Origin of the sequence: Aeromonas sp. Y311-2, from assembly GCF_027706025.1 — a bacterium.
In the GTDB taxonomy this organism is placed as follows: domain Bacteria; phylum Pseudomonadota; class Gammaproteobacteria; order Enterobacterales; family Aeromonadaceae; genus Aeromonas; species Aeromonas veronii.
The window spans coordinates 1-25,402 of record NZ_JAPDCL010000017.1; the positions used below are offsets into that span (position 1 = coordinate 1).

The following is a 25,402-nucleotide window of genomic DNA, read 5'->3' on the forward strand; positions in this document are numbered from 1 at the left end:
GGAAAAGGCGTAAATATCAAAGCATGTTTGCATGAGGCGCTGGGGCGCCCCATGCAACACGTAATTGGGACATAGCCATAAAAAAGGGGAACCTGACGGTTCCCCTTTTTCGCGAAATCTGATGGTCGATTAACGACGCAGACCCAGCTTGGCGATCAGAGCAGCATAACGCTCGGAATCTTTACGCTTCAGGTAGTCCAGCAGCTTACGACGCTGGGAAACCATGCGCAGGAGACCGCGACGACCGTGGTGGTCCTTGGAGTGCTCTTTGAAGTGACCTTGCAGATGGTTGATCTGGGCAGTCAGCAGGGCAACTTGCACTTCGGGGGAACCGGTGTCGTTGGCGCAACGAGCGTTGTCAGCAACGATTTGAGCTTTGATCTCAGCATTTAGAGACATGGTAATACTCCAGTAGAGTGTTTAAAGGTTCACAGCCAATCTCTAATTCAGCCGTGAAATGAGGGCGGTATCATAATCGTCCCCGCCCCTTTTCGCAACGATAAAGAGGCGAAACAGGAAAGACGCGCTGATACCGCCTGAGGATCACTCCTCGTCGTGATAACGCACCAGTCGCTTGGGAGCGACGCGGCCATCATCATCAATTTCGCCAACCCCGATGAACTCGCGCTCCGGGCCGACCGTCATGCGAACCTGACCGCTTTGCGGCGCACCCGCCACCTGCACGGCCTGGCCCTGATTCACATAGGCAGCCACAACCGCCAGCATGTTCACCTCGGGCAAGCTTGCTACGGCGGTGTCCATCGGCAGCAACAAAGGATCCAGCTGCTCGCGCGGCGGGATGCTCTCGGCCTTGGCCTGCTCGAAGATGCACTCGAGTTGCTCCAGAGTCAGCATCCGCTCGTACGGATAGCTGGCCACCTGGGTACGGCGCAACTGGGTCACGTGGGCGCCACAACCCAGCACTTCACCCAGATCATCCACCAGAGAGCGGATGTAGGTGCCTTTGCTGCAGTGCACTTCAAGGCGCACTTCATCACCTTCGAAGCTCAGCAGTTTGAGCTCGAATACGGTGATGGGACGGGCTTCACGCTCGATCTCGATGCCTTCGCGGGCATATTCGTAGAGCGGACGGCCGTTGTGCTTGAGCGCGGAGTACATGGAGGGCACCTGCATGATGGGGCCACGGAACTGGTCCAGCGCCTCGATCAGGGTACCGACAGCCACGTTCACCGGACGGGTGGAGACCACCTCACCGTCGGAGTCGCTGGTGTTGGTGCGCTCGCCCAGTTTGGCGGTCACCTCATAGCGCTTGTCCGCTTCCAGCAAATACTGGGAGAACTTGGTGGCCTCGCCGAGGCAGATCGGCAGCATGCCGGTCGCCAGCGGATCCAGTGCGCCGGTGTGACCGGCCTTGGCGGCGTTGTAGATGCGCTTGACCTTCTGCAACACATCGTTGGAGGTCAGGCCGGTCGGCTTGTCCAGCAGCAGAATGCCGTGCACATCACGGCCCTTGAAACGACGTCTTCGGGTCATCTCAGGCTTTATCCTCAGTCGTGTCATCCGGTGCGGATTCAGCTTCTTCGTCACGGCCGGATTCGGCCATGCGACGCTTGTCTTCACGCACAGTGTTGGTCACCAGGTTGGAGAGACGCATCCCCTCGACCAGGGTCTGGTCGTAGTAGAAACGCAGCTCGGGCACCACGCGCAGACGCATGGCACTGCCCAGCAGACTACGGATATATCCGGCTGCTTCGGTCAGACCCTGCAAGCCTTCCTTGATGCGCTCGGCATCATTTTCCAGCTGCAAGAAGGTGACGTAAATCTTGGCATAGTTGAGGTCACGGGACACTTCCACATCGGAAACGGTCACCATGCCGATGCGCGGGTCTTTCACCTCGCGCTGCAGGATCAGCGCAATTTCACGCTGGATCTGCTGTCCGACCCGACGGGTCCGGCTGAATTCTCTGGCCATATTCTATCCTGCGATAAAAGGGGGCCGCGGCCCCCTATTTTGTCTAACTCTCGGCTTACAGAGTCCGTTGGATTTCAACAGTCTCGTAAACTTCGATCTGGTCGCCTTCGCGCACGTCGTTGTAGTTCTTGACCGCGATACCACACTCGTAGCCGTTGCGAACTTCGTTGACGTCATCCTTGAAGCGGCGCAGGGATTCCAGCTCGCCTTCATAGATAACCACGTTGTCACGCAGAACGCGGATACGGTTGGAACGCTTGACCACACCTTCGGTAACCATACAGCCGGCAACGGCGCCGAACTTCGGAGACTTGAAGACGCTACGCACTTCAGCCAGACCGATGATTTCCTGACGATACTCAGGGGCCAGCTTGCCGCTCATGGCCTGCTTCACTTCGTCGATCAGGTCATAGATGACGGAGTAGTAACGCAGATCCAGGCTCTCGGATTCGATGACCTTGCGCGCAGATGCGTCGGCACGGACGTTGAAACCAACCAGGATGGCGCTGGAAGCAGCAGCCAGGGTCGCGTCGGTTTCGGTGATACCACCTACGCCGGAACCCACGATCTTCACCTTCACTTCGTCGGTGGAGAGTTTGACCAGCGCATCGCAGATCGCTTCCACAGAACCTTGTACGTCGGCCTTGATCACCACGTTCACTTCGGACACTTCGCCCTCGGTCATGTTGGCGAACATGTTTTCCAGCTTGGCCTTCTGCTGGCGAGCCAGCTTGACTTCGCGGAACTTGCCCTGACGATAGAGCGCCACTTCACGGGCTTTCTTCTCGTCACGGACAACGGTGGCTTCGTCACCGGCAGAGGGAACGCCGGACAGACCCAGAATTTCCACCGGCAGGGACGGACCCGCTTCCTTGATCTCGCGACCCAGTTCGTCACGCATGGCGCGAACACGGCCGTACTCGAGACCACACAGAACGATGTCGCCCTGACGCAGAGTACCTTCTTGAACCAGTACGGTAGCAACCGGACCACGACCTTTATCCAGGAAGGATTCGATCACGACGCCGTTGGCCATGCCGTCAACCACCGCTTTCAGCTCCAGTACTTCAGCCTGGATCAGGATGGCTTCCAGCAGGTCGTCGATGCCTTCGCCAGACTTGGCGGATACGTGCACGAACTGGCAGTCTCCACCCCAATCTTCGGACATGACGTTGTAACGGGCCAGTTCGGTCTTGACGCGATCCGGATCCGCTTCAGGCTTGTCGATCTTGTTGACCGCAACAACCAGCGGCACACCGGCCGCCTTGGCGTGCTGGATAGCTTCGATGGTTTGCGGCATCACGCCGTCGTCAGCTGCAACAACCAGAACAACGATATCGGTCGCCTTGGCACCACGAGCACGCATGGAGGTAAACGCCGCGTGACCCGGAGTATCCAGGAAGGTGATCATGCCACTGTCAGTCTGGACGTGGTAAGCACCGATATGCTGGGTAATACCACCGGCTTCGCCAGCAGCAACCTTGGCTTTACGAATGTAGTCGAGCAGCGAGGTCTTACCATGGTCAACGTGACCCATGATGGTAACGACCGGTGCGCGCGGCTTGGCTTCGGAGGTCTCGTCACGATCGGACAGTACCGCCTCTTCCAGCTCGTTCTCACGACGCAGCACAACCTTGTGACCCATCTCCTCGGCGACCAGCTGAGCGGTCTCCTGGTCGATCACCTGGTTGATGGTGGCCATGGCACCCATCTTCATCATCACCTTGATGACTTCAACGCCCTTGACAGCCATCTTGTTGGCCAGCTCGGCCACAGTGATGGTCTCGCCGATGACGACATCGCGGTTCACCACGGCAGCCGGCTTGTTGAAACCGTGCTTCATGGCGTTCGGCATGGCAACCTTGCCGCGCTTGCCTTTACGGGCACGCGGGTTACGAGAGTCGCGATCATCTTCACGACGACCGGCTTTCTTCGGTGCCTTGGCAGCTGCGGCAGTGCGGCGGCTGGTCTCTTCTTTCCGATCCAACTCGTCTTCTGCGGCTTGCGCATGCTTGTTGGTGGTCAGATGGTAGTCGCTGCTCTCTTTGGCGCGAGCGGCCTCTTCTTCAGCCCAGCGGGCTGCGTTCTGTTCCGCCATGAGACGAGCCTCTTCGGCTTTCTTCGCGGCGAGTTCTTCAGCCTTTTTCAAAGCTGTTTGTTCCTGTTGGCGCTTCAGTTCTTCTGCTTCGCGCTTGGCCATCTTTTCTGCCTCTTGCTGAGCTGTGCTACTGGCTGCTTTGGCGGGCTGTGAAGCCTGTCGAGCCTTTGATTGTGCCTCGATCCGCGCCTTTTCCTCAGCTTCACGACGAGCTTGCTCAGCCTCACGGCGAGCCTTCTCTTCAGCTTCGAGGCGAGCCTTCTCTTCGGCCTCGCGACGAGCTTTTTCTTCTGCTTCCAAACGCGCTGTTTCCTCGGCTTCCGCCTGACGCTGTTCATCTTCCAGCGCCGAGCGTCTTACATAGGTGCGAGACTTGCGCACTTCTACCTGCACTTCCTTGTTCTTGCCGCCAGTCCCCTGAACACTGATGGTGCTCTTGGTCTTGCGCTGCAAGGTCATGCGGGCAGGAGCGGCGACCTCGTCACCTCCATGCTGTTTCTTCAGGTGTGCCAGCAGAGCCTGTTTCTCAGACTCGCTGACCATGTCGTCGGCCTTGCTCTTGCTGATACCGGCATCGACAAACTGCTGGAGAAGACGATCAACCGGTGTGTCGATGTCAGTGGCAAGTTGTTTGACTGATACTTCTGCCATTCATTTTCCTCCGTTTGATCTTACTCGGACTGCTCTTCTCCGAACCAACAGATATTGCGAGCAGCCATAATGAGCTCACCTGCCTTCTCGGCAGTCAGCCCTTCAATATCAGCAAGGTCATCGATACCTTGCTCAGCCAAATCTTCCAAGGTGCCCACGCCACGGCCCGCCAGAGCGTAGGCCAGTTCGCGGCTCAGACCGTTCAGATTGAGCAGCTCTTCAGACGGCTCAACGCCATCGAAAGACTCTTCTTTGGCCAGTGCCTTGGTAGTCAGGGCATCTTTGGCGCGCTTGCGCAGCTCTTCGACCATGTCTTCATCCAGACCGTCGATAGCCAGCAGCTCGTTGACCGGTACAAAGGCGATCTCTTCCAGGGTAGAGAAGCCCTCTTCCATCAGCAGACCGGCGAAATCGTCGTCGATGTCCAGGGTGCTGGTGAACAGGTTCATGATGCGGTCGTTTTCGGCCTGGTGCTTGGCACGCATGTCCTCAACGGTCATCACGTTCAGCTCCCAACCGGTCAGCTGGGAGGCCAGACGCACGTTCTGACCATTGCGACCGATGGCCTGAGCCAGGTTGGCAGCTTCCACGGCGATATCCATGGTGTGGTTGTCTTCATCAACGATGATGGAGGCCACATCGGCAGGTGCCATGGCATTGATCACGTACTGGGCCGGGTTGTCATCGTACAGCACGATGTCTGCACGCTCACCGCTCAGCTCGGCGGAGACAGCTTGCACACGGGCACCACGCATACCGATACAGGCACCGATCGGGTCGATACGACGATCGTTGGTCTTCACCGCGATCTTGGCGCGGGAACCCGGATCACGGGCAGCGCCCATGATTTCGATCATCTCTTCACCGATCTCCGGTACTTCGATACGGAACAGCTCTTTCAGGAAGTCCGGGCTGGAACGGCTGACAAACAGCTGGGAACCACGGGCTTCCGGACGCACTGCATACAGCAGGCCACGGACACGGTCGCCCGGGCGGAAGGTTTCACGCGGCAGCATGTCATCACGGAAGATCACGGCTTCAGCATTGCTGCCCAGATCCAGGATGACGTTGTCGCGGTTGCTCTTCTTGACCACACCACTGATGATGGTGCCTTCTTTATCTTTAAACTGATCAACTACTTGTGAACGCTCGGCTTCGCGCACTTTCTGCACGATAACCTGCTTGGCGGTCTGGGTAGTGATACGGTCGAAGGTCACAGAGTCAATCTGGTCTTCAACATACTCACCGATCTGGATTTCCGGCTGATCGATCTGCGCCGCTTCCAGGGTGATTTCCGCGTAGGGGTTCTCCATCGCGGCTTGATCCGCAATGACTACCCAGCGGCGATAAGTGTCGTAGTCACCGGTCTTGCGATCGATTTCGACCCGAACTTCAATCTCGCCTTCATATTTCTTCTTGGTCGCAGTCGCCAGCGCGGTTTCCAGAGCCTGGAAGATCTTCTCGCGGGGTACCGCTTTCTCGTTGGATACTGCGTCAACGACCAGCAAAATCTCTTTATTCATATCCGATAGCCTCGTTAACCAAAGTTCGGCACTATGTTCGCTTTTTGGATATTGGTGAAAGCCAACACGTCGTCCTTACCATCTACTGTCAGGGTGATCATGTCGCCTTGCACAGCTTTGATTACGCCTTTGAACTTGCGGCGGTTGTTTGTTGCCATCCGAAGCGTTACCGCCGCCTCTTGGCCAACGTATTTTTCGAAATGGGCAACCTTGAACAGGGGACGATCCAGGCCTGGGGAGGACACCTCGAGGTAGTACTCCTCGGTGATGGGATCTTCGACGTCCATGATGGCGCCAACCTGATGGCTGACCTCAGCACAGTTCTCGACAGTCACACCCTGCTCGCCGTCGATATAGACACGCAAGGTGGAGTGTTTACCCGCACGGATAAACTCAATACCCCAAAGTTCAAAACCCAAGGCAACGACCGGAGCCTCGAGCAGATCGGTCAAACGTTGTTCCAACGTAGCCAAAGTCACCCTCCGAAAAACAAAAAAAGGGCATAAAGCCCAGATAGATATCGATTCAGAGTAAATTGCACATAACAAAAAGCCCCGATGTCAAATCGGGGCTTGGCGCTTTACCCTGATTGTCGCCTCGCAGCGACCGCCTTCCTGAGCGTAGGAAATGCGTGAAATTTGGTTGCGGGGGCCGGATTTGAACCGACGACCTTCGGGTTATGAGCCCGACGAGCTACCATGCTGCTCCACCCCGCGTCCGAAATCGTGCGAGATTATAGCCACTTCACTCTCTCGATACAAGACTGACTGGCTATAATACACTCGGTTTCCCGAGCTCACTGCTTAATTGGTGCCGTGGGCGGGACTCGAACCCGCACACCCTAGAGCACTACCCCCTCAAGATAGCGTGTCTACCAATTCCACCACCACGGCAAAACTCTTACTCGGGAACGTCAGTATCTTTCTTTACTGGCGCTTTGGTCTGCTCAACCTGTTGGGTTTGTTGCAGATTCTCCCACTCACTACCCTGCTTGACCTTGTTGCTGGACATAGATCCGAGCACCAGGCTGATAACGAAAAACAGAGTAGCCAAAATTGCAGTTGTTCGGGTCAGGAAACTGCCTGAACCACCGGAGCCGAATACTGTGTTCGATGCCCCTGCGCCGAAGGAGGCGCCCATATCAGCCCCTTTACCTTGCTGAATCATCACCAGACCAATCAGAGCCAGTGAAACCAGCAGATAAACGACTAAAAGAATCTCGTACATTTAACTTGCACCCTTTGCCGCTTCAACAATTCCTAAAAACGCATCGCTATCGAGGCTTGCTCCGCCAATCAGTCCGCCATCAATGTCGGGCTGTGCAAACAAATCTCTCGCGTTGCTCGGCGTTACGCTCCCACCATAGATGATTCTAACTTTCTCACCTATTACCGGAGTATCCTCCGCCAAGCGACCACGTATAAAGGAATGAACCTCTTGTGCCTGCTCGGGTGTGGCGCATTTACCTGTACCTACAGCCCAAATCGGCTCGTAGGCGATGATAGCATTATCGAAAGCCATCGCGCCATTTTTCTCTATGACGATATCCAGCTCTTCAGCGATCACCTCGAAGGCTCTTCTCGCCTGCCTCGCCGCACCTGATTCACCTAAACAGAGGATGGGAATCAAGCCTGCCGCTCTGGCTGCCGCAAACTTCTCTGCGACGATAAAACTGGTCTCACCAAAGAGACGCCTGCGCTCGGAGTGCCCTACCAATACGTAACGACACCCTGCCTCTACCAGCATCCGACACGAGATTTCTCCAGTGTAAGCGCCAGTAGCGTGCTGACTCACATTCTGAGCCCCCAACTTTATTACCTTCTGCTCATTAAGCAGTGAAGCGCTAAAGTCGAGATGCACATGGGAAGGACAGAGAACCACATCTACTTTTCCGTCAACGCCGTTCATGCACTGACTCGTAAACTGCTCTAACTGCGACCTACTACCGTGCAACTTCCAGTTGGCTGCTACAAACGGCTTGCGATGTCCCATCGGCAACTCCCTTGCGAAAGCGGGGCTGATAATATCCAGAGGATGCTCAGCTGACAAGTGCTATTTTTAAATTTTTGAATCGTTTGAACAAGATACAACCAGGGCGGCTAAAAAGCCGCCCTGGTTGTTCATTAAAACGCCGATTCAACCTGCTTGGCGATGCGCTGAGCCATGTCACGCACCTGCTGTTCATGCTCCCCTTCGACCATGACCCGGATCAGCGGTTCGGTACCTGATTTACGCAATAGTACGCGACCACGACCAGCCAGCTCCTGTTCCACCTTGGCAACCTCAGCCATGACAGCATCCGCGGCCAGCGGATCCTTGCCTTCGGCAAAACGAACATTCACCAGCACCTGCGGGAACTTGCTCATGCCGGAGCGCAGCTTGGCCAGCGGCATCTCGGCACTGCGCATGGCGGTAAGCACCTGCAAGGCGGCTACGATGCCATCACCCGTAGTGGTCTGATCCAGACAGATAATGTGGCCGGAGTTCTCGCCACCGATGCGCCAGCCCTTCTCTTCCATCATCTCCAGCACATAGCGGTCACCCACCTTGGCACGGGCAAACGGAATGCCCAGGGTTTGCAGCGCCAGCTCCAGACCCATGTTGGCCATCAGGGTGCCGACGACACCGCCTTTGAGGCGACCATTGCGCAGGGCATCGCGCGCGATGATATAGAGCACTTCATCACCGTCGATGAGATAGCCGGTATGGTCAACCATGATCAGACGATCACCATCACCATCAAAGGCAACCCCCAGATCGGCCTTGCACTCCAGCACCTTGGCCACCAGAGCGTCAGGTGCAGTCGAACCGACACCATCGTTGATGTTGAGACCATCCGGGGCACAGCCCATGGTGATCACTTCGGCACCCAGTTCGCGGAAAACCGACGGCGCAATGTGGTAAGTGGCGCCGTGGCCACAGTCGACCACCATTTTCACCCCATCCAGATTCATGTGGGAGGGGAAGGTGCTCTTGCAGAATTCGATATAGCGACCGGCGGCATCATCAATGCGCACCGCTTTGCCAAGTTCGGCCGACTCGACACACTTGAGCTCGTGATCCAGCTCGGCTTCGATAGCCAGCTCGACATCATCAGGCAGCTTGGTGCCATCGGCGGAGAAGAACTTGATGCCGTTGTCGTAGAAGGGGTTGTGGGAAGCGCTGATGACGATGCCAGCTTCGGCACGGAAAGTGCGAGTCAGGTAGGCAACCGCCGGCGTGGGCATGGGCCCCATCAGAATGGCTTTAAGGCCTGCTGCGGAGAGCCCCGCTTCCAGCGCGGATTCCAGCATGTAACCGGAGATGCGGGTATCTTTGCCAATCAGCACCTTTTTGGTGCCCTTCTTGGAGAGCACCTTGCCGGCAGCCCAACCCAATTTCATTACAAAATCAGGGGTGATCGGGTATTCGCCAACCTTGCCGCGTACCCCATCGGTACCGAAATACTTTCTTGCCATTGTCTGTTCTCTTTATTATCTGGAAATAAAATCTTGTCCCGTCATTGCCAGCCAACCGACGCGCAATGCGTCCATGGTCTCCCGTACATCGTGTACCCTGATGATGCGGGCCCCATGCTGCATGCCGATAAGGGCGCATGCCAGACTGCCCGCCAGACGCTCATCCACCGGACGGCCCAGCAGGTTGCCTATCATAGACTTTCGCGACATCCCCACCAATAGCGGCAAGCCATAATCAAGCAGTTCCTTTTGAGCCGCCAACAGCTGATAGTTGTGTGCAAGGGTTTTGCCAAAGCCATATCCCGGATCCAGCAACAGCTCTTCACGCCGGATCCCGACCGCCAGACAAGCCGCAATGCGCTCATCAAAAAAGGCGCGAACCTCCCCGACCAGATCGTCATAGTGGGGCTCGACCTGCATGGTTCTCGGCTGCCCCTGCATATGCATCAGACAGACCGGAACCCGCGCTTCGGCCGCGGCTTGCAGTGATCCAGGTTCTTGCAGTGCCCGCACATCGTTGATCAGATGGGCACCCACCTTGCAACCCTCCCGCATCACAGCCGCTTTGGAGGTATCGAGGGAGATCATCACATCCAGCTCACGAACCATCTGCTCCACAACAGGAACGACCCTGTCCAGCTCCTCCTGCTCACTCACATCGGGCGCACCAGGGCGGGTTGACTCGCCACCGATGTCGATGAGGGTCGCACCGTCAGAGACCATCTGGCGCGCATGGGCCATTGCCCGTTCAAACTGGTTGAAATGGCCGCCATCGGAGAAGGAGTCGGGCGTCACATTGAGGATCCCCATAACATGGGGACGATCGAGGGAGAGGCTGAGCCCCTTGCTGGTTAACTGCATTTTCACGTCCATCTGATAAAGAAAAACCCCGGGCAAGCCCGGGGTTTGGAGAGTCACAATTATTTGGCCGGAGCGTCGTTGGCTTTGTCGATAGTGACATCCGCCACCGGTGCAGCCTCATCGGCAGGCTTGGCCTCGGCAGCCACGGTGGAACCGCCTTGCGGGGTATCACCGTGCTCGTCATGCCAGTTGCTCGGAGCACGAACCTCGCGACGCGCCATCAGATCATCGATCTGTTTGGCGTCGATGGTCTCGTACTTCATCAGCGCATCTTTCATGCTGTGCAACACGTCCATATTATCCAGCAGGATCTGCTTGGAACGGGCATAGTTGCGGTCGATGACCTGCTTGACTTCGGCATCGATCACGCGAGCGGTATCGTCGGACATATGCTTGGCCTTGGCCATGCTGCGACCGAGGAACACTTCACCATCTTCTTCCGCGTAGAGCATCGGGCCGAGACGCTCGGACATACCCCACTGGGTCACCATCTTGCGTGCAATGTCGGTCGCTCGCTCGATGTCGTTGGAAGCACCAGTAGAAACCTTCTCGGCACCGTAGATCAGCTCTTCTGCCAGACGACCGCCATACAGGCTGGAGATCATCGACTCCAGATGCTGCTTGGAGTGGCTCCAGCGATCCTGCTCCGGCAGATACATGGTCACACCCAGCGCACGACCGCGCGGAATGATGGAGACCTTGTAAACCGGGTCATGATCCGGAACCAAACGGCCAATGATGGCGTGGCCAGCTTCATGATATGCAGTCATCTCTTTCTCGGACTCTTTCATCACCATGGAGCGGCGTTCCGCACCCATCATGATCTTGTCCTTGGCCTTCTCGAACTCGGCCATGGAGACCACTCGGCGGCTCTCACGAGCAGAGAAGAGGGCTGCCTCGTTGACCAGGTTGGCCAAATCCGCACCGGAGAAACCGGGAGTACCACGGGCAATCAGTGCCGGATTGACGTCATCCGCCAACGGAACTTTGCGCATGTGCACTTTCAGGATCTGCTCGCGACCACGGACATCCGGCAGACCGACCACAACCTGACGGTCGAAACGGCCCGGACGCAGCAGTGCCGGATCCAGTACGTCAGGACGGTTGGTGGCTGCGATGACGATGATGCCTTCATTGCCTTCAAAACCATCCATCTCGACCAGCATCTGGTTAAGGGTCTGCTCACGTTCATCGTGACCACCACCCAGACCGGCGCCACGCTGGCGACCGACCGCATCAATTTCGTCGATGAAGATGATGCAGGGAGAAGATTTCTTGGCCTGTTCGAACATGTCACGCACCCGGGAGGCACCAACACCGACGAACATCTCCACGAAATCGGAACCTGAGATGGTGAAGAACGGCACCTTGGCCTCACCCGCAATAGCCTTGGCCAGCAAGGTCTTACCGGTACCGGGAGGACCAACCAGCAGCACACCGGTCGGGATCTTGCCACCCAGTTTCTGGAATTTGCTCGGGTCGCGCAGATAGTCGACCAGCTCCTTCACCTCTTCCTTGGCTTCATCACAACCTGCAACGTCAGCAAAGGTAGTCTTGATCTGATCTTCGCTCATCAGGCGAGCCTTGCTCTTGCCGAACGACATGGCACCTTTGCCACCGCCGCCCTGCATCTGACGCATGAAGAAGACCCAGACACCGATCAGCAGCAGCATCGGGAACCAGGAGATGAAGATAGAGGTCAACAGAGACGGCTCTTCCGGCTTCTCGCCCATCACTTTGACATTGTGATTGAGCATGTCGTTGAGCAGCTGGGGATCCGGCGCAGGGATTATGGTGGTGAATCGTTCACCAGTACGCTTGACGCCATTAATGACCTTACCGTCCATCCGCACTTCACGGATCTGCTCTTGGGTCACCTCTTTAACGAAGCTGGAATAGTCCAGCTGGCGACTGGTGGTATCGCTGGGGCTGAAGCTATTGAACACCGACATCAAAACGACGGCGATGACCAGCCACAGGATTAAGTTTTTCGCCATGTCACTCAAATCAGTAACCTCGCAGACTGACAGTTAACGATGAAGGTTAGGGTACTACAGTTTAAAACCGGTAGCCACAATGTAGACTTCCCGTGATCTGGCGCGGGATGAGTCTGGTTTACGAATTTTGACGGCGGAGAAAAGTTTACGAATTTCATTGAGATAGGCATCAAAGCCCTCTCCCTGAAACACCTTCACTACGAAACTGCCGTCACTACGCAATACCTGATTGCACATGTCCAGCGCCAGCTCGACCAGATACATGGCGCGAGCCTGATCCACCTGCTGGGTACCGCTCATGTTGGGCGCCATATCAGACATCACGACATCGACCTTGTCGGGGCCCACTCGTTCCAGCAAGGCGCCGAGTACAGTTTCCTCCCGAAAGTCCCCTTGCAGGAAATCGACACCAGCAATGGGATCCATCGGCAAAATGTCACATGCGATGACGCGACCCGAATCACCAACCTGTTCAACCGCGAACTGGGACCAACCACCGGGGGCTGCACCCAAATCCACTACGGTCATGCCATGTTTCAGCAAGCGATCCTTGCCCTGGATCTCGTCAATCTTGAAAACAGCACGAGAACGCAGGCCCATTTTCTGGGCTTTTTTGACGTATTGATCGTCGAAATGTTCTTTTAACCAGCGAGTTGAACTGGGGGAACGTTTTTTCTGGGTCATGATAATCGACTTTAAAAAACCACAAGGGTTATTAGTATTAAGGGCTAAGTGGGGGTAGAATACGCCCCTTTCAACCCTGACTTATGAAGAAATTGCGATGATTCTCAACAATAAACAGAAACAGTACCTCAAGGGCCTTGCCCATAGCCTCAAGCCTGTCGTCCTGCTGGGTCAGCATGGTCTGACCGAAGGTGTACTGGCCGAGATCGATCTGGCACTGAACCATCACGAGCTGATCAAGGTTAAGGTTGCCTCTGAAGATCGCGAAATGAAACAACTGGTTATGGATGCTATCGTCCGTGAAACCGGTTCAATCAAGGTGCAAAGCATGGGTCATGTGCTGACCATTTATCGTCAAGCCAACGAACCCAAAATCCAGCTGCCCCGCAAGTAAAAGGAAAGAGCATCGCTCTTTCCTTATTCCACTTCTTCCCGAGTCGCTTGCCAAAGTAGTCGCAAAGCCCTTAACCTGCGATGAATACTTCCGGACACGCATTATGGCTCACCATCCTATTCTGACCGACGATGAGCTGGCCATGCTGCGGGACTTGGGGAGCAATCAGGACACCCATGTTCTGAGTGGTCACCTCGATGCCCCCATGCTTGGCTTGCTGCAAAAAGCCGAACACCTTGTACTCGAAGCCCGCTTCGCTGGCCATCAGCTGCGTTTTCCCCTGAGCTTTATCCAAGGGGAAGATGGCTTCGTCGAGCCCCGCTTATCTGCACCGGTCATCAGGGAGCTGGGGTTTGCCCAACCGCGCGCCTGGCGTCTCAAACAAAAAGCCAAGCTTTGCAGCGACCAGGGCCTGTTTCAGGTACTCAGCCTCTCCCTCAACGGCCTCATCGTGGAAAATTTGCCAATCGACATGGTGGCCGATACCCCCATCAACGGCGAGCTCTGCATCGAGCAAGAGGACCCTCTTCCACTGCAGGGACGACTGGTAAGGCGCATCAAAGCCAATGCCGACCATGCCACCTGGGCACTGAGCTTTCAGATGAGCGAAAACAACATCGAACGGCTGCGCCACTGGTTGTTTCAGCGCCATCAGGACGCCTTTACCGAGGCGTATCTGTCCTGATTTTTATCAATAATCATATAGATAAAGACAAACAGGGGAGCACCAGCCCCCCTGTTTCATCGTCTGTAGCATTCGCTTAGATATAAGCGACTTCCAGTACTTCGTATTCCACATCACCGCCCGGCGTCTTGACGATAGCGACATCGTCCACTTCCTTGCCAATCAGGGCGCGGGCAATGGGGGAGTTGACAGAGATGAGGTTCTGTTTGATATCAGCCTCATCGTCACCCACGATGCGGTAAACCACCTCTTCCTCTGTCTCGCTCTTGAGCAGAGTCACAGTCGCGCCAAAAATAACGCGGCCGTTGTTGGTCATCTTGGTGACATCAATCACCTGGGCATTGGAGAGCTTGGCTTCAATCTCCTGAATGCGGCCTTCACAGAACCCCTGCTGCTCGCGAGCGGCATGGTATTCGGCGTTTTCCTTCAGATCACCGTGCTCACGGGCATCGGCAATCGCTTCGATAATCTGGGGACGAAGCTCGGTCTTGAGATAATCGAGCTCTTCGCGCAGCTTCTCAGCGCCGCGAACAGTCATCGGAGTATGATTCATAGTCGAAACCTGGGTTGCTTGAAAATAGAAACTGCGGCCATCTGCAAGGAGGCCGCAGCAATCGGTTCGGATGAGGCATCTTAATATGAAGCCAACACAAAATCCACGTCAGCCCCCTGATGCAGATCCCACTTGCGTCATCGACATTCCCTTCGCTTACTTCCCTTCCGGTACGGAGATTGGGGCCGAAACGGTCGGTTTGCCCTGCATGATGGCGATCTCCACCCGCCGGTTCATCCGACGATTTTCCGGAGTGGTATTGGGCACCAATGGCTGGGAATCCGCCATCCCCTGCACCACCAGTCGCCCCTGATCAAAACCGGGGACCTTCAGCATCTGGTGCGCCACCGCAACCGCCCGTTGCGACGACAGCTCCCAGTTGGACTGGAACAGCTCATCTTCGGTCGCGACGTTGTCGGTGTGACCGGAGATGGTGATTTCACCCGGCACATCCTTGAGCAGGGTCGCGACCTTGCGAATGACTGGCCAGAACTGGGGCTGCAGAAACGCAGAACCGGCCGGGAAAGACGCTTTTTCCCTGATCCGGATGATGATCTGCTGGCCCAGCGCCTCAATTTCGATGGCGCCATCCTGGATCTGATCTTTCATCTGCTCGGCGAGGGCTTTGGCCAGGGTATTGGACTGTTCTTGCGCCTTCTTCGCATCCTGCGCGGTATCGCCCCCCGTCTGTTTGCCATCACTCTTGTCCTGACCACCGGCCTGATCCGACTCACCGGGCAGAAACTCCAGTTCGGTCTGGGTCAGATCGATGGTCTGCTGCATCACGGTATCAATTGGCGTGGGTTCCGGGCGACCGGGCCTGAACTCCTGGGCAATCACCGAGGTTCCCTTGGGAATATCTTTCACCTCAAGGATGTTCTGTACCCCGAATGCCTTGTCCATGGAACCGGCTATCTGCTTGAACTTCTGCACATCCATCTCGGCAAAGGAGAGCAACAGCACGAAGAAGCACATCAGCAGCGACATCAGGTCGGCAAAGGTTCCCATGTAACCAGGGAGACCTGGTGGTGGGCACTTGCAATCAGACATAGCGCCCCCTATTCGGTGCCAGTATTACGTTTGGACTGGTTCAGATAGTTTTGCAGCATGGACTGGATCACCCGCGGGTTCTGGCCATCCTGAATCCCCATAATGGCATCAAGGATCAGGGTACGACTGAGCTTCTCCTCCCCGCTGCGCAGCTCCAGCTTGTCGGCAATCGGGATCGCCAACATATTGGCCTCTATCGCACCGTACAGGGTGGTAAGCAAGGCCACCGCCATCGCCGGCCCGATCGACTTGGGGTCACTCATGTTAGCCAGCATGGCCACCAGACCCACCAACGTACCTATCATCCCCATGGCAGGACCCAGATCCCCAAGGGTACGGAAGACCTTGATGGCAATGACATGGCGCTCGGCTGTCAGGTCGATATCCTTTTCCATCACGGCACGCACCACATCGGCATCGTGACCATCCACCAGCATGTCGATCCCTTTTTTCATAAATGGATTGGGGATCTCTGCGGCCTCCAGCGCCAGAAAGCCCCCTTTGCGAGCCGCGTCAGCCAGTTCAACGGCTTTGGTAATCAGGTCTTCAAGCTTGTCGCCCTTGTACATAAAGGCTTTACCCGCCACCTTGAATGCCATCAGGAACTGGCCAAGGTTGAACTTCATCATGGCGATGAAGATTGATCCCAATACAGTGATGTAGACCGATGGCATATCAACATACATGCTCATGGGGCCACCCAGCAGCATGCCGTACACCACCACCCCGAAACCCAGCACTATCCCTATCAGACTGCCTAGATCCACGTCCCTACTCCTGTCACCGGTTCTTATGTCTATTTATAGTTTGTTGAATTTTCTGCTATTGCGACCCATGCGGCAAGCATGCATCCACTGAGAATGATGGCTCATTATCGGCCAGTTTAGCGAGAGTTTGAGAGGGCAATGCTTTTCTGCCTCCCCCCTGTGGACGGTCGATGTTAATATAAGCCGTTTTTTTCAATCCCCGAGGATGGACATGGCCAGTAAAAAAATCGACCGTCTGAGTTTTGATGCCACTCTGGAAGAGCTGGAAACCATCGTTCATCAGCTGGAACAAGGTTCCCTATCCCTGGAAGAGGCACTCAAGCAGTTCGAGCAGGGCGTTCATCTGGTACGGGCCGGTCAGCAGAAGCTGGAACTGGCCGAACAGAAGATCCAGATCCTGCTCAGTCAAGCCGATGGCAGTGACCAGCTCGCCCCCTTCCAGCCAGAACAAGGAGAGGAGTGAGTGGCGCTGGACCATTTTTCCCGTCTGCATCGTCAGCGTATTGACGACTGTCTGTCAGCACAACTTGAATCCTTGCCCGCCATGGCGCCGCGCCTGCGCGATGCCATGAGTTATGGCCTGCTGCTGGGCGGCAAGCGGGTTCGCCCGTTTCTGGTCTACGCGGTCGGCGAGATGCTGGGCGTCAAGAGCGAACTGCTGGATGGCCCCGCGGCAGCCGTGGAGTGCATCCACGCCTACTCCCTGCTGCACGATGACCTGCCCGCCATGGATAACGACGACCTGCGTCGTGGCCAGCCAACCGTTCACAAGGCGTTTGACGAAGGAACCGCCATTCTGGCCGGTGATGCGCTGCAGACCCTGGCGTTCTCCATTCTGGCCGATCACCCCATGCCCGACTCCTTGATGGCCAACCGGGTGCGGATGCTGAGTACCCTCGCCCGCGCCTCCGGCTATCTGGGTATGTGTGGCGGTCAGGCGCTGGATCTGCAGGCCGAAGGGCGCCAGATCACGCTTGCCGAACTGGAGCAGGTACACCGCCACAAGACCGGTGCGCTGATTGAATGCGCCGTGGCGCTCGGCGCCCTGTGCAAAGCCGATGTCGATGACGCCACGCTGGCCGCCCTGCAAACCTATGCCGCCGCGATTGGCCTCGCCTTTCAGGTGCAGGATGACATCCTCGACATCACAGGTGATACCGCCACCCTGGGCAAGCCGCAAGGTTCTGACCTAGCGCTGGAGAAAAGTACCTATCCGGCCCTGCTCGGACTCGAAAATGCCCGTGAGCTGGCTCGCGAACTGCATGGGAAAGCCTTAACAGCCCTGCAATCCTTGCCCTACAATACCGACATTCTGGAAGCGTTTGCCGATTACATCATCGAGCGAACCCACTAAACGCTGGATAACAGTAACAATATGAGCGTTGATATTAGCAATTTCCCCAACCTGGCCCTCGCGGACACTCCGGTCGAGCTGCGTTCCTTGCCCAAAGATCGGCTGCCGGTGCTGTGCAACGAGCTGCGCGAATATCTGCTGCGCTCTGTCAGCCGCTCCAGCGGACACTTTGCCTCCGGTCTCGGCACGGTCGAACTGACCGTCGCCCTGCACTACGTCTACAACACCCCGTTCGATCGGTTGATCTGGGACGTGGGCCATCAGGCCTATCCCCACAAGATCCTGACCGGGCGCCGTGATCAGATCCACACCATCCGTCAGAAGGATGGTCTGCACCCCTTCCCCTGGCGTGGCGAGAGCGAGTACGACGTGCTCTCCGTCGGCCACTCCAGCACTTCCATCGGTGCGGCGCTCGGTATGGCGGTCGCCGCCGAGAGTGAAGGGCTGGGTCGCAAGGTCGTTGCAGTGATCGGTGATGGTGCCATTACCGCAGGGATGGCCTTTGAAGCGCTCAACCACGCTGGCGATGTGCACAAGGACATGCTGGTGATCCTCAACGACAACGAGATGTCCATCTCCGAGAATGTCGGGGCGCTCAACAACCATCTGGCCCGGGTCATGTCCGGCAAGCTCTACACCACCATCCGCGAAGGCGGCAAGAAGGTGCTGGCCGGTCTTCCGCCGGTCAAGGAGCTGGCCAAGCGAGCCGAAGAGCACCTCAAGGGGATGGTGGTGCCCGGCACCCTGTTCGAGGAGTTCGGCTTCAACTACATCGGCCCCATCGACGGTCACGATATCGAGGCACTGGTCGAGACCCTGCACAACATGCGCAACCTCAAGGGCCCGCAGCTGCTGCACGTCAAGACCAAGAAGGGCAAGGGTTACGAGCCGGCGGAGAAAGACCCCATCGGTTATCACGCCGTGCCCAAGTTCAATCCTGACGATTGCTCCCTGCCCAAGGCGAGCGGCGCCAAACCCACCTTCTCCGCCATCTTCGGCCAATGGCTGTGCGACATGGCGGCCAAAGACGAGAAGCTGGTAGGTATTACCCCCGCCATGCGCGAAGGCTCGGGGCTGGTGAAATTCAGCCAGCAATATCCGGATCGCTACTTCGATGTGGCCATTGCAGAGCAGCATGCGGTCACTTTCGCCGCGGGTCTTGCCATCGCCGACAAGAAGCCGGTGGTCGCCATCTATTCGAGCTTCCTGCAGCGTGCCTACGATCAGGTGATCCACGACGTGGCGCTGCAAGATCTGCCGGTGCTGTTCGCTATCGACCGGGCCGGTCTGGTGGGCGCCGATGGCCCGACCCATCAGGGGGCGTTCGACATCAGCTTCCTGCGCACCGTGCCCAACATGGTGGTGATGACGCCATCTGACGAGAGCGAATGCCGCCAGATGCTCTATACCGGCTATCTCCATCAAGGCCCTGCCTCAGTGCGCTACCCCCGCGGCAGCAGCCTGAGCGACGCCCCCATCTCGTCAGAAATGCAGGCACTGGAGCTCGGCAAGGGACGTATCCTGCGAGAGGGCAAGGGCACTGCCATTCTGGCGTTTGGCACCTTGCTGCACCACGCCAAAGTGGCCGCAGAGGCACTGGATGCCACCCTGGTGGACATGCGCTTTGTCAAACCGATGGATGAGGCACTGGTGCTGTCGCTGGCGGCCAGCCACGATCAGTTCGTCACCATCGAAGACAACGCCATCATGGGCGGCGCCGGTTCGGCGGTGAACGAACTGCTGATGCGCAGCAAGCAGTGCAAGCCGGTGCTCAACCTTGGCTTGCCGGATCGCTTCGTGGAACAGGGTACCCAGCAGGAGATCTATGCCCTGCTCGGTCTGGACGATGCTGGCATCCAGCGCAGCATCGAAAGCTGGCTGCAAGCCTGACGAGACACGAACAGCTCAGAAAGTGCGTGTCACCATGATGTGATGCAATAGACTGGAAAATTCAGTAATGGTTCGAAAAAATCCCCAGGTAATGCCTGGGGATTTTTTTAAGATGACAGCAGAGTGTGACTACTGTTGTGACGATACCGAATCGACAGCTCTTAGTTACACCCTTCGGCAGATGTTGAGTTCAGATAGGTCACCTCATTGGACGGTTGATAATCGGCCACGTTGATCACCTTCTTGATCTCGATGAACTCTTTCAGCACGGCAGCATCCACCAAACCGGCGTTGATGGTATCGATCTTCGGATAGCCGTCACCACCGGAGGCGCTGAAGCTCGGGATCGCGAAGCTGTAAGTTGCTGCCGGATCAAACACCTTGCCACCGATACTGGTGATATTGACGCTCTTGGCCTGGCAATCTACCGCCATGTTGATACCGCCAAACTGGGCATAACCACCGGTATTGCGAGTCTTGCTTGCCACCTGGCCCAGATAGGTCGCCAGATCGCTTCCCTTCATGACAGCCTTGTTGACCGTGTTGCCAAACGGGTGCACCAGCAGCACGCTGCGGTAGGTGATATCACCGGCTGGGATGCTGTCGCGCACACCGCCTGAGTTGACGATACCAAAGTCGACACCCAGCTTGCTGCTGGTCGCAGTGGTGATGAGGCGACCCAGGTTGGTCTGCTTGTTGCGAACCGAGTTGCGATCACCAACCAGCAAGCCATCTGCCGAGCCAATGACGACATTCAACTCTTGCTGACCTTTCTCCTGATAACCCAGCAGGGTGTTATACAGCTCGGGATCCTTGGTGATCTCGTCCTGTACGAACTGCATCTTGGCTGGATCCTTGGTCACGGCGCCGTTGGCATCGATCGCCTCGCCCTTGGCGTTGCGCTTGATCAGGTTGACCGGGATCAGGTCATAGCTGGTCAGGGTCAATTTGCCATTCTGGTACTCAAACTGGGCACGGCCCACATACTTGCCCCACTCGTGAGCCTGCATGATCCAGGTACCGTTCTGCTGATCTGGCTGGCAGTTATCACCCGGTTTGAAATTGGCGTACTTGTTGGTGGTGCCCGGCTCCATACAGACCGGATTCTGAGAGTGGCCACCAATGATGGCATCCAGAGTCCCTGCTGGCAGTGCACGAGCCATCTCTACATCGCCCGGCGCATTGCTGCCGTGCTGACCATTCTCGTAATGGCCCATGTGAGTGATGGCGAAGACCAGATTGGCCTCCTTGTTGCTGCGGATCTGCTGGCCCAGTTTGGCCGCCTCGCTGGTCGGATCGCGGAACTCCAGGGTTTGCACGTTGTTGGGATCCACCAGCTGGGCGGTATCCTCGGTGGTCAGGCCCAGTACGGCGACCTTGAGACCGCTCTCCAGCTTGAACACCTTGTAGGGGTCAAAGTAGTGTTTGCCACTGGCCTTGTCGTAGATGTTGGCCGAGAGCATGGGGAACTGGGCCCACTTGCGCTGCTTCTCCAGCACGCTGAGGGGGTTGTCGAATTCATGGTTGCCCACCGCCATGGCATCGTAGCGAATGTTGTTCATCGCCATGAAGTCAGGCTCGGCATCCTGCAGATCGGACTCCGGCACGCCGGTATTCACATCACCACCGGAGAGAACCAGTACGTCACTGCCAGCAGCCTTGGCATCGGCACGCAGCTGCTCGACCAGAGTCTTCTGGGCAGCCATACCATACTCATTTTCAGCGTTGTGCCAGAAACGGCCGTGGGTATCGTTGGTGTGCAGTATGGTCAGTTTGCAGACATTTTCGGTGCAGGGTGCAACGGTGTCATTGGTCGAGGTATTACAGCCAGTCAGTGCAGCAAGCACGGCCAGTGCCACGCCGCCTTTGATAAAGTTATTATTCATTTCCATATCACCTTGATTGTTTTGTTATTTATCAACCCTGTCCAGCGGGTCGGGCGCCAATATAACAAACAACAGATGACCATTTTTCATCGATGACTCACAAATTCTGCTAATTGTGATCTTCGGCCCAACATCCGGCTTCCTGCTGATTTATCAGGTTTTTTGTTGAGTGGTCACTCACTTGCCCCATCCCGCACCAAGGAGGCGCCACCCGGACGCGCCTTTATGGCATACTCCCCAGCCAGCCATGCCCGAGGAGATGATTTGATGGCCAAGTACGACAAGATTTCCCCCGAGACCCAGCAGGAGGCGATGAAAATTGCCCGTGCCAACCAGAAGCCGGGGCAGACCAAAGAGCAGACCCAGCTTATCGCGCAAGGGATCCAGAAAGGCATCGACGAATACAAGAAACAGATGAAGGCGCGAGCCCGCGAAGCGAGCCGCCAGAAAAAAATGCAGGCCAAAGCCAGACAACCACAGGGTGCGCCCCAAACCGAAGAACAAGACGATCAGCTGGAGCTGGTTGAAGTAAGCCATCAGCATCCCCTGCCCTGGATATTGCTGGTGTTGAGCTGGCTGGGATTTGCTGCAACCTTGTTCTGGTTGCACTAAGAGTGCGCTAGCAAACCTTTATCCGGGATCCTCTTCACAGCCCGGACCCGGGCTGCTGGTGATTACCTGCGAAGAGTGATTAAATCCCGCGCCTCTTGCACCGGACAACCGGTTTTTTGACGATCAGTTTTCAGGAAAGATGTTATGAACCCCGCTCCGCTCTATCTGCTGGCCCCTTTTGTTCTGTTCCTTGTGACCATGCTGCTCTATCGCATTTCGCCGCTGCGGGCGGTCGCCGCCGGTGGGGTACGCTGGTTTATCCTCCCCGCCTTCACCCTGTTTATTTTGCTGATCATCATCAACGGTGCCGCCGATCCCGCCCTGCGCGATCCGGCATTCCACTGGTTGATGCCGGGCCTTGGCTTTGCCCTGAGCCTGTTTCCGGCCTTGCCCAAGGCGCTGGTGCCACGGCTCGCCATCAAAGAGGGGGCCTTTGCCGCCCTCGGTCTGATGCTGATGAGCCTGGCTATGGTCTACTGAGCAACTGGCCACAGCCGTTAACATGACTCAAGGGGCGCTCTGTGACGGGCGCCCCTTGTACAAACAATGGCCTGCAGGCATCTTGGTGACAGGATAACCAGCAAGGAGGCCAAATGGACAATCCGCCCGATTTCATGGCGCTGTGGGATTATCAGGATCCCGCCGCCAGTGCCCTGCGTTTTCACACCCTTCTTCCCGAAGCGCGTGCCGCCGCCGACCTGCAACTCGAACTGGAGTTGCTGACCCAAATTGCCCGCACCCATTCACTGCAGCGCCAGTTTGCCGAAGCCCACCAGCTGCTCGACGAGATAGAGCCTCGCCTCACAGATACAACCCCCAGAGCCCGGATCCGGGCTCTGCTGGAACGAGGCCGCACCTTTAACTCGGCGGGCGACAAAGCCAGTGCCAAACCGCTGTTTGAACAAGCCTGGCAATGGGGGCTCAAGGAGAAGGAGACCTATCTTGCCATCGACGCCGCTCACATGATCGCCATCGCCGCACCGCTGGAAGAGCAGAGCCGCTGGCATCAACTGGCGATGGAGCTGGCGGAGCGCAGCAGTGACGAGAAGGTACGTGGCTGGCTGGCCCCCCTTTACAACAATCAGGGCTGGACTCTGTTCGAACTGGGTCGCTTTGAGGAGGCGAAAATCCAGCAGCAGAAGTGTCTGGCCTGGCATCTGCAGCATAACCAGCCGGCCAAGGCGTTTATCGCTCGCTGGAGTCTGGCTCGCCTGACCCGGGCCCAGGGTCAGCACCAGCAGGCGCAGGCAGAGCTGCACCAGCTCAAGGCCGATATGGCCGAGGCTGGCGAACCTGAGGATGGTTATCTGTTCGAGGAGCTGGGGGAGAATGCCTTGGTGCTGGACGATCCGCTGGCCGCGGAATACTTCTCCCGCGCCTGGTTTCTGCTGTCACAGGACCGCTGGTTCAGCGCCAACGAGGGGGAGCGACTGGCCCGCCTCAAGCGCCTCGCCAAACTCTGATCCCCAAAATAGCAAGGGCGGCACACTAGCCGCCCTTTCTGCTGGCAAAATGGTTCAGGCCCGATTGGACTCCTCCCACCCCTGCTTTTTACGGTAAATGGTGGAGGGGCTGATCTCGAGCAAAGCCGCCGCCTTGGGAATATTGCCATCACAGCTGGCGATGGCCTGTTCGATCACCTCTTTCTCCACCAGCCAGAGCGGACGAATTGGCCCGTTGGCCACGCCGGTGGCTGCCGGAGCCGATGCCACCGCTGCCGCAATCGCAGTCGGTAGCTGGGGACGAACCCCATTGAGCGGTGGCGGCAGAATATCCGGGCTCACCAGCTCCTTGTCATTGAGCACCACGATATTGCGCACCACGTTCTGCAGCTCGCGTACGTTGCCAGGCCAGGGGTAGTCGAGCAGCACTCGCGCCGCCTCAACGTCAAAATCCTTGAAGCGTTTGTTCTCCTCCTTGGCGTAGCTTTGCAGCAGGGTACGCGCCAACAGCAAGATATCCTCACCCCGCTCCCGCAGCGGCGGCAGGGTAAGCGGAATGACGTGGAGCCGATAGTAGAGATCCTCGCGAAAACGGCCCGCTTTTACCTCCACCAGCGGATCCCGGTTGGTGGCGCAGATAAAGCGGACATCCACCGTCTCGAGCTTGCCGCTACCGACCCGCTGCACTGTGCCAGTCTGGATGAAGCGCAGCAGCTTGCTCTGCAGATCCAGGTCCATCTCGCAGATCTCGTCGAGAAACAGGGTACCGCCATCGGCCAGACTGGCTGCCCCTTTGCGATCCCCCTGGGCGCCGGTAAAGGAGCCCTTCACATGACCGAAGATCTCGCTCTCCATCAAATCGTGGGGAATGGCGGCGCAGTTGAGGGCAATAAAGGGCTGTTCGCTGCGGGGACTGCACTGGTGAATCGCCTCGGCACACACCTCTTTGCCGGTGCCGCTCTCGCCAGTGATAAAGACTGTCGCCTTGCTGGGCGCCGCGCTTTCGATGATGCGATAGACCGCCTGCATCGACATGGAGGCACCGATAAAACCGAAGAAGGAGCTACGCTCGAAGTTCTCCCGATAGTGGGCAACCAGCGAGCTCAACTGCTGGTGTTTCAAGGCATTGCGAACAGTGGCGCAGAGCCGCTTGCTGTCAAACGGCTTGGTCAGAAAATCGAAGGCTCCGAGGCGCATCGCCTCCACCGCCACATCCACCGAGCCGTGGGCGGTGATCACTACCACAGAGCAAGGCAACTGCTGTTCGGTGATCATTTGCAGAATATCCATACCGGACATATCCGGCAGCTCCAGATCCAGCAGCACCACGGGGGGAGGACTTGCCAGCAACTGCGCCAACGCTTGCTGACCACAGTCGGCCAGCACCACCTCATACCCCTCCTGGCGCAGGTACTGTTCATAGACCACCGCCAGACTACGGGTATCTTCCACCAGCAGGACACGCGATTTATTTTCAGCCACTGGACTCATCCTTGTATTTGATTCTGCGATCTATTTTGCCTTATTTTCGCGCGCAAACCCAACGCCAAGACAGCTCTTTTAT

The 25,402-nt window shown here is 56.9% G+C and carries 25 protein-coding genes and 2 tRNA genes; 8 read left to right on the top strand and 19 right to left on the bottom strand.

The window, feature by feature from the left end:
• Nucleotides 1-129 precede the first annotated feature (129 nt).
• The 14 genes from rpsO to rlmE all read right to left on the bottom strand — a co-directional run bounded on the left by rpsO (nucleotide 130) and on the right by rlmE (nucleotide 13,205).
• Nucleotides 130-399 (bottom strand): 30S ribosomal protein S15, encoded by a 270-nt coding sequence (gene rpsO / locus OKC42_RS15485; RefSeq protein WP_005338797.1) that lies wholly within the window; start codon nucleotides 397-399, stop codon nucleotides 130-132.
• A gap of 144 nt (nucleotides 400-543) precedes the next feature.
• Complete coding sequence (gene truB / locus OKC42_RS15490) at nucleotides 544-1,494, bottom strand: tRNA pseudouridine(55) synthase TruB (RefSeq protein ID WP_005338798.1); 951 nt, start codon at nucleotides 1,492-1,494, stop codon at nucleotides 544-546.
• 1 nt (nucleotide 1,495) lies between these two features.
• The gene (gene rbfA / locus OKC42_RS15495) at nucleotides 1,496-1,933 is read right to left on the bottom strand and encodes a 30S ribosome-binding factor RbfA (protein ID WP_005338799.1); all 438 of its coding nucleotides are present in this window, start codon (nucleotides 1,931-1,933) and stop codon (nucleotides 1,496-1,498) included.
• Between the two features lie 55 nt (nucleotides 1,934-1,988).
• The gene (infB, locus tag OKC42_RS15500; RefSeq protein ID WP_005338806.1) at nucleotides 1,989-4,682 is read right to left on the bottom strand and encodes a translation initiation factor IF-2; all 2,694 of its coding nucleotides are present in this window, start codon (nucleotides 4,680-4,682) and stop codon (nucleotides 1,989-1,991) included.
• A gap of 20 nt (nucleotides 4,683-4,702) precedes the next feature.
• Nucleotides 4,703-6,205 (bottom strand): transcription termination factor NusA, encoded by a 1,503-nt coding sequence (gene nusA / locus OKC42_RS15505; RefSeq protein WP_005338808.1) that lies wholly within the window; start codon nucleotides 6,203-6,205, stop codon nucleotides 4,703-4,705.
• A gap of 14 nt (nucleotides 6,206-6,219) precedes the next feature.
• Nucleotides 6,220-6,678: a ribosome maturation factor RimP gene (rimP, locus tag OKC42_RS15510; protein ID WP_005338809.1), complete on the bottom strand. Its 459-nt coding sequence runs from the start codon at nucleotides 6,676-6,678 to the stop codon at nucleotides 6,220-6,222.
• A gap of 166 nt (nucleotides 6,679-6,844) precedes the next feature.
• Nucleotides 6,845-6,921, bottom strand: a tRNA-Met gene (locus OKC42_RS15515).
• A 92-nt stretch (nucleotides 6,922-7,013) separates the two neighbouring features.
• Nucleotides 7,014-7,098 (bottom strand) — tRNA-Leu (locus OKC42_RS15520).
• Nucleotides 7,099-7,105: 7 nt separating this feature from the next.
• A complete protein-coding gene (gene secG / locus OKC42_RS15525; RefSeq protein WP_005338811.1) occupies nucleotides 7,106-7,432 on the bottom strand; it encodes a preprotein translocase subunit SecG in 327 nt (108 codons plus the stop codon).
• Entirely contained in the window at nucleotides 7,433-8,197 is a 765-nt protein-coding gene (gene tpiA, locus OKC42_RS15530; RefSeq protein WP_270820198.1) for a triose-phosphate isomerase, read from the bottom strand.
• A 131-nt stretch (nucleotides 8,198-8,328) separates the two neighbouring features.
• Nucleotides 8,329-9,663, bottom strand: a complete 1,335-nt coding sequence (glmM, locus tag OKC42_RS15535) for a phosphoglucosamine mutase (RefSeq protein WP_005338823.1) — start codon at nucleotides 9,661-9,663, stop codon at nucleotides 8,329-8,331.
• A 15-nt stretch (nucleotides 9,664-9,678) separates the two neighbouring features.
• Entirely contained in the window at nucleotides 9,679-10,524 is an 846-nt protein-coding gene (gene folP, locus OKC42_RS15540; protein ID WP_270820199.1) for a dihydropteroate synthase, read from the bottom strand.
• A 59-nt stretch (nucleotides 10,525-10,583) separates the two neighbouring features.
• A complete protein-coding gene (ftsH, locus tag OKC42_RS15545; protein ID WP_005343537.1) occupies nucleotides 10,584-12,530 on the bottom strand; it encodes an ATP-dependent zinc metalloprotease FtsH in 1,947 nt (648 codons plus the stop codon).
• Nucleotides 12,531-12,575: 45 nt separating this feature from the next.
• A complete protein-coding gene (rlmE, locus tag OKC42_RS15550) occupies nucleotides 12,576-13,205 on the bottom strand; it encodes a 23S rRNA (uridine(2552)-2'-O)-methyltransferase RlmE (protein ID WP_005338828.1) in 630 nt (209 codons plus the stop codon).
• Nucleotides 13,206-13,302: 97 nt separating this feature from the next.
• On the opposite strand from rlmE, the gene yhbY reads away from it, so the two are divergent.
• Together yhbY and OKC42_RS15560 are read left to right on the top strand one after the other, a co-directional pair.
• The gene (yhbY, locus tag OKC42_RS15555) at nucleotides 13,303-13,599 is read left to right on the top strand and encodes a ribosome assembly RNA-binding protein YhbY (protein ID WP_005338829.1); all 297 of its coding nucleotides are present in this window, start codon (nucleotides 13,303-13,305) and stop codon (nucleotides 13,597-13,599) included.
• A gap of 103 nt (nucleotides 13,600-13,702) precedes the next feature.
• Nucleotides 13,703-14,284 carry a PilZ domain-containing protein gene (locus OKC42_RS15560; RefSeq protein ID WP_270820200.1) on the top strand — a complete coding sequence of 194 codons (582 nt, stop codon included), beginning with the start codon at nucleotides 13,703-13,705 and terminating at the stop codon, nucleotides 14,282-14,284.
• Nucleotides 14,285-14,360: 76 nt separating this feature from the next.
• Here the strand turns inward: OKC42_RS15560 and greA are convergent, their stop codons facing one another.
• From greA to pomA, 3 genes are all read right to left on the bottom strand, one after another.
• Entirely contained in the window at nucleotides 14,361-14,837 is a 477-nt protein-coding gene (greA, locus tag OKC42_RS15565) for a transcription elongation factor GreA (RefSeq protein ID WP_005338833.1), read from the bottom strand.
• A 156-nt stretch (nucleotides 14,838-14,993) separates the two neighbouring features.
• Complete coding sequence (locus OKC42_RS15570; RefSeq protein ID WP_005349528.1) at nucleotides 14,994-15,887, bottom strand: flagellar motor protein MotB; 894 nt, start codon at nucleotides 15,885-15,887, stop codon at nucleotides 14,994-14,996.
• Nucleotides 15,888-15,895: 8 nt separating this feature from the next.
• Entirely contained in the window at nucleotides 15,896-16,654 is a 759-nt protein-coding gene (gene pomA / locus OKC42_RS15575) for a flagellar motor protein PomA (RefSeq protein ID WP_127006338.1), read from the bottom strand.
• Nucleotides 16,655-16,865: 211 nt separating this feature from the next.
• Here pomA and xseB point away from each other — a divergent pair, with 211 nt between their 5' ends.
• The 3 genes from xseB to dxs are packed head-to-tail and all read left to right on the top strand — an operon-like array spanning nucleotide 16,866 to nucleotide 19,898.
• Nucleotides 16,866-17,117 carry an exodeoxyribonuclease VII small subunit gene (xseB, locus tag OKC42_RS15580; RefSeq protein ID WP_158111999.1) on the top strand — a complete coding sequence of 84 codons (252 nt, stop codon included), beginning with the start codon at nucleotides 16,866-16,868 and terminating at the stop codon, nucleotides 17,115-17,117.
• Entirely contained in the window at nucleotides 17,118-18,008 is an 891-nt protein-coding gene (gene ispA, locus OKC42_RS15585) for a (2E,6E)-farnesyl diphosphate synthase (RefSeq protein ID WP_064338656.1), read from the top strand. It abuts the gene before it with no gap.
• A gap of 21 nt (nucleotides 18,009-18,029) precedes the next feature.
• Nucleotides 18,030-19,898: a 1-deoxy-D-xylulose-5-phosphate synthase gene (dxs, locus tag OKC42_RS15590; protein WP_270820201.1), complete on the top strand. Its 1,869-nt coding sequence runs from the start codon at nucleotides 18,030-18,032 to the stop codon at nucleotides 19,896-19,898.
• 161 nt (nucleotides 19,899-20,059) lie between these two features.
• Here the strand turns inward: dxs and ushA are convergent, their stop codons facing one another.
• On the bottom strand, nucleotides 20,060-21,784 hold the full coding sequence (ushA, locus tag OKC42_RS15595; RefSeq protein ID WP_204477651.1) for a bifunctional UDP-sugar hydrolase/5'-nucleotidase UshA: 1,725 nt from the start codon (nucleotides 21,782-21,784) through the stop codon (nucleotides 20,060-20,062).
• A gap of 267 nt (nucleotides 21,785-22,051) precedes the next feature.
• On the opposite strand from ushA, the gene OKC42_RS15600 reads away from it, so the two are divergent.
• The 3 genes from OKC42_RS15600 (at nucleotide 22,052) to OKC42_RS15610 (ending at nucleotide 23,859) form a co-directional block, all read left to right on the top strand.
• Nucleotides 22,052-22,396: a DUF2956 domain-containing protein gene (locus tag OKC42_RS15600; protein ID WP_151286998.1), complete on the top strand. Its 345-nt coding sequence runs from the start codon at nucleotides 22,052-22,054 to the stop codon at nucleotides 22,394-22,396.
• Between the two features lie 144 nt (nucleotides 22,397-22,540).
• Nucleotides 22,541-22,876: a hypothetical protein gene (locus OKC42_RS15605; protein ID WP_005358483.1), complete on the top strand. Its 336-nt coding sequence runs from the start codon at nucleotides 22,541-22,543 to the stop codon at nucleotides 22,874-22,876.
• A gap of 113 nt (nucleotides 22,877-22,989) precedes the next feature.
• Complete coding sequence (locus OKC42_RS15610; RefSeq protein WP_159143098.1) at nucleotides 22,990-23,859, top strand: hypothetical protein; 870 nt, start codon at nucleotides 22,990-22,992, stop codon at nucleotides 23,857-23,859.
• Between the two features lie 54 nt (nucleotides 23,860-23,913).
• Here OKC42_RS15610 and OKC42_RS15615 read toward each other — a convergent pair whose 3' ends face one another.
• Nucleotides 23,914-25,320, bottom strand: a complete 1,407-nt coding sequence (locus OKC42_RS15615) for a sigma-54-dependent transcriptional regulator (protein ID WP_100654426.1) — start codon at nucleotides 25,318-25,320, stop codon at nucleotides 23,914-23,916.
• Between the last annotated feature and the right edge of the window lie 82 nt (nucleotides 25,321-25,402).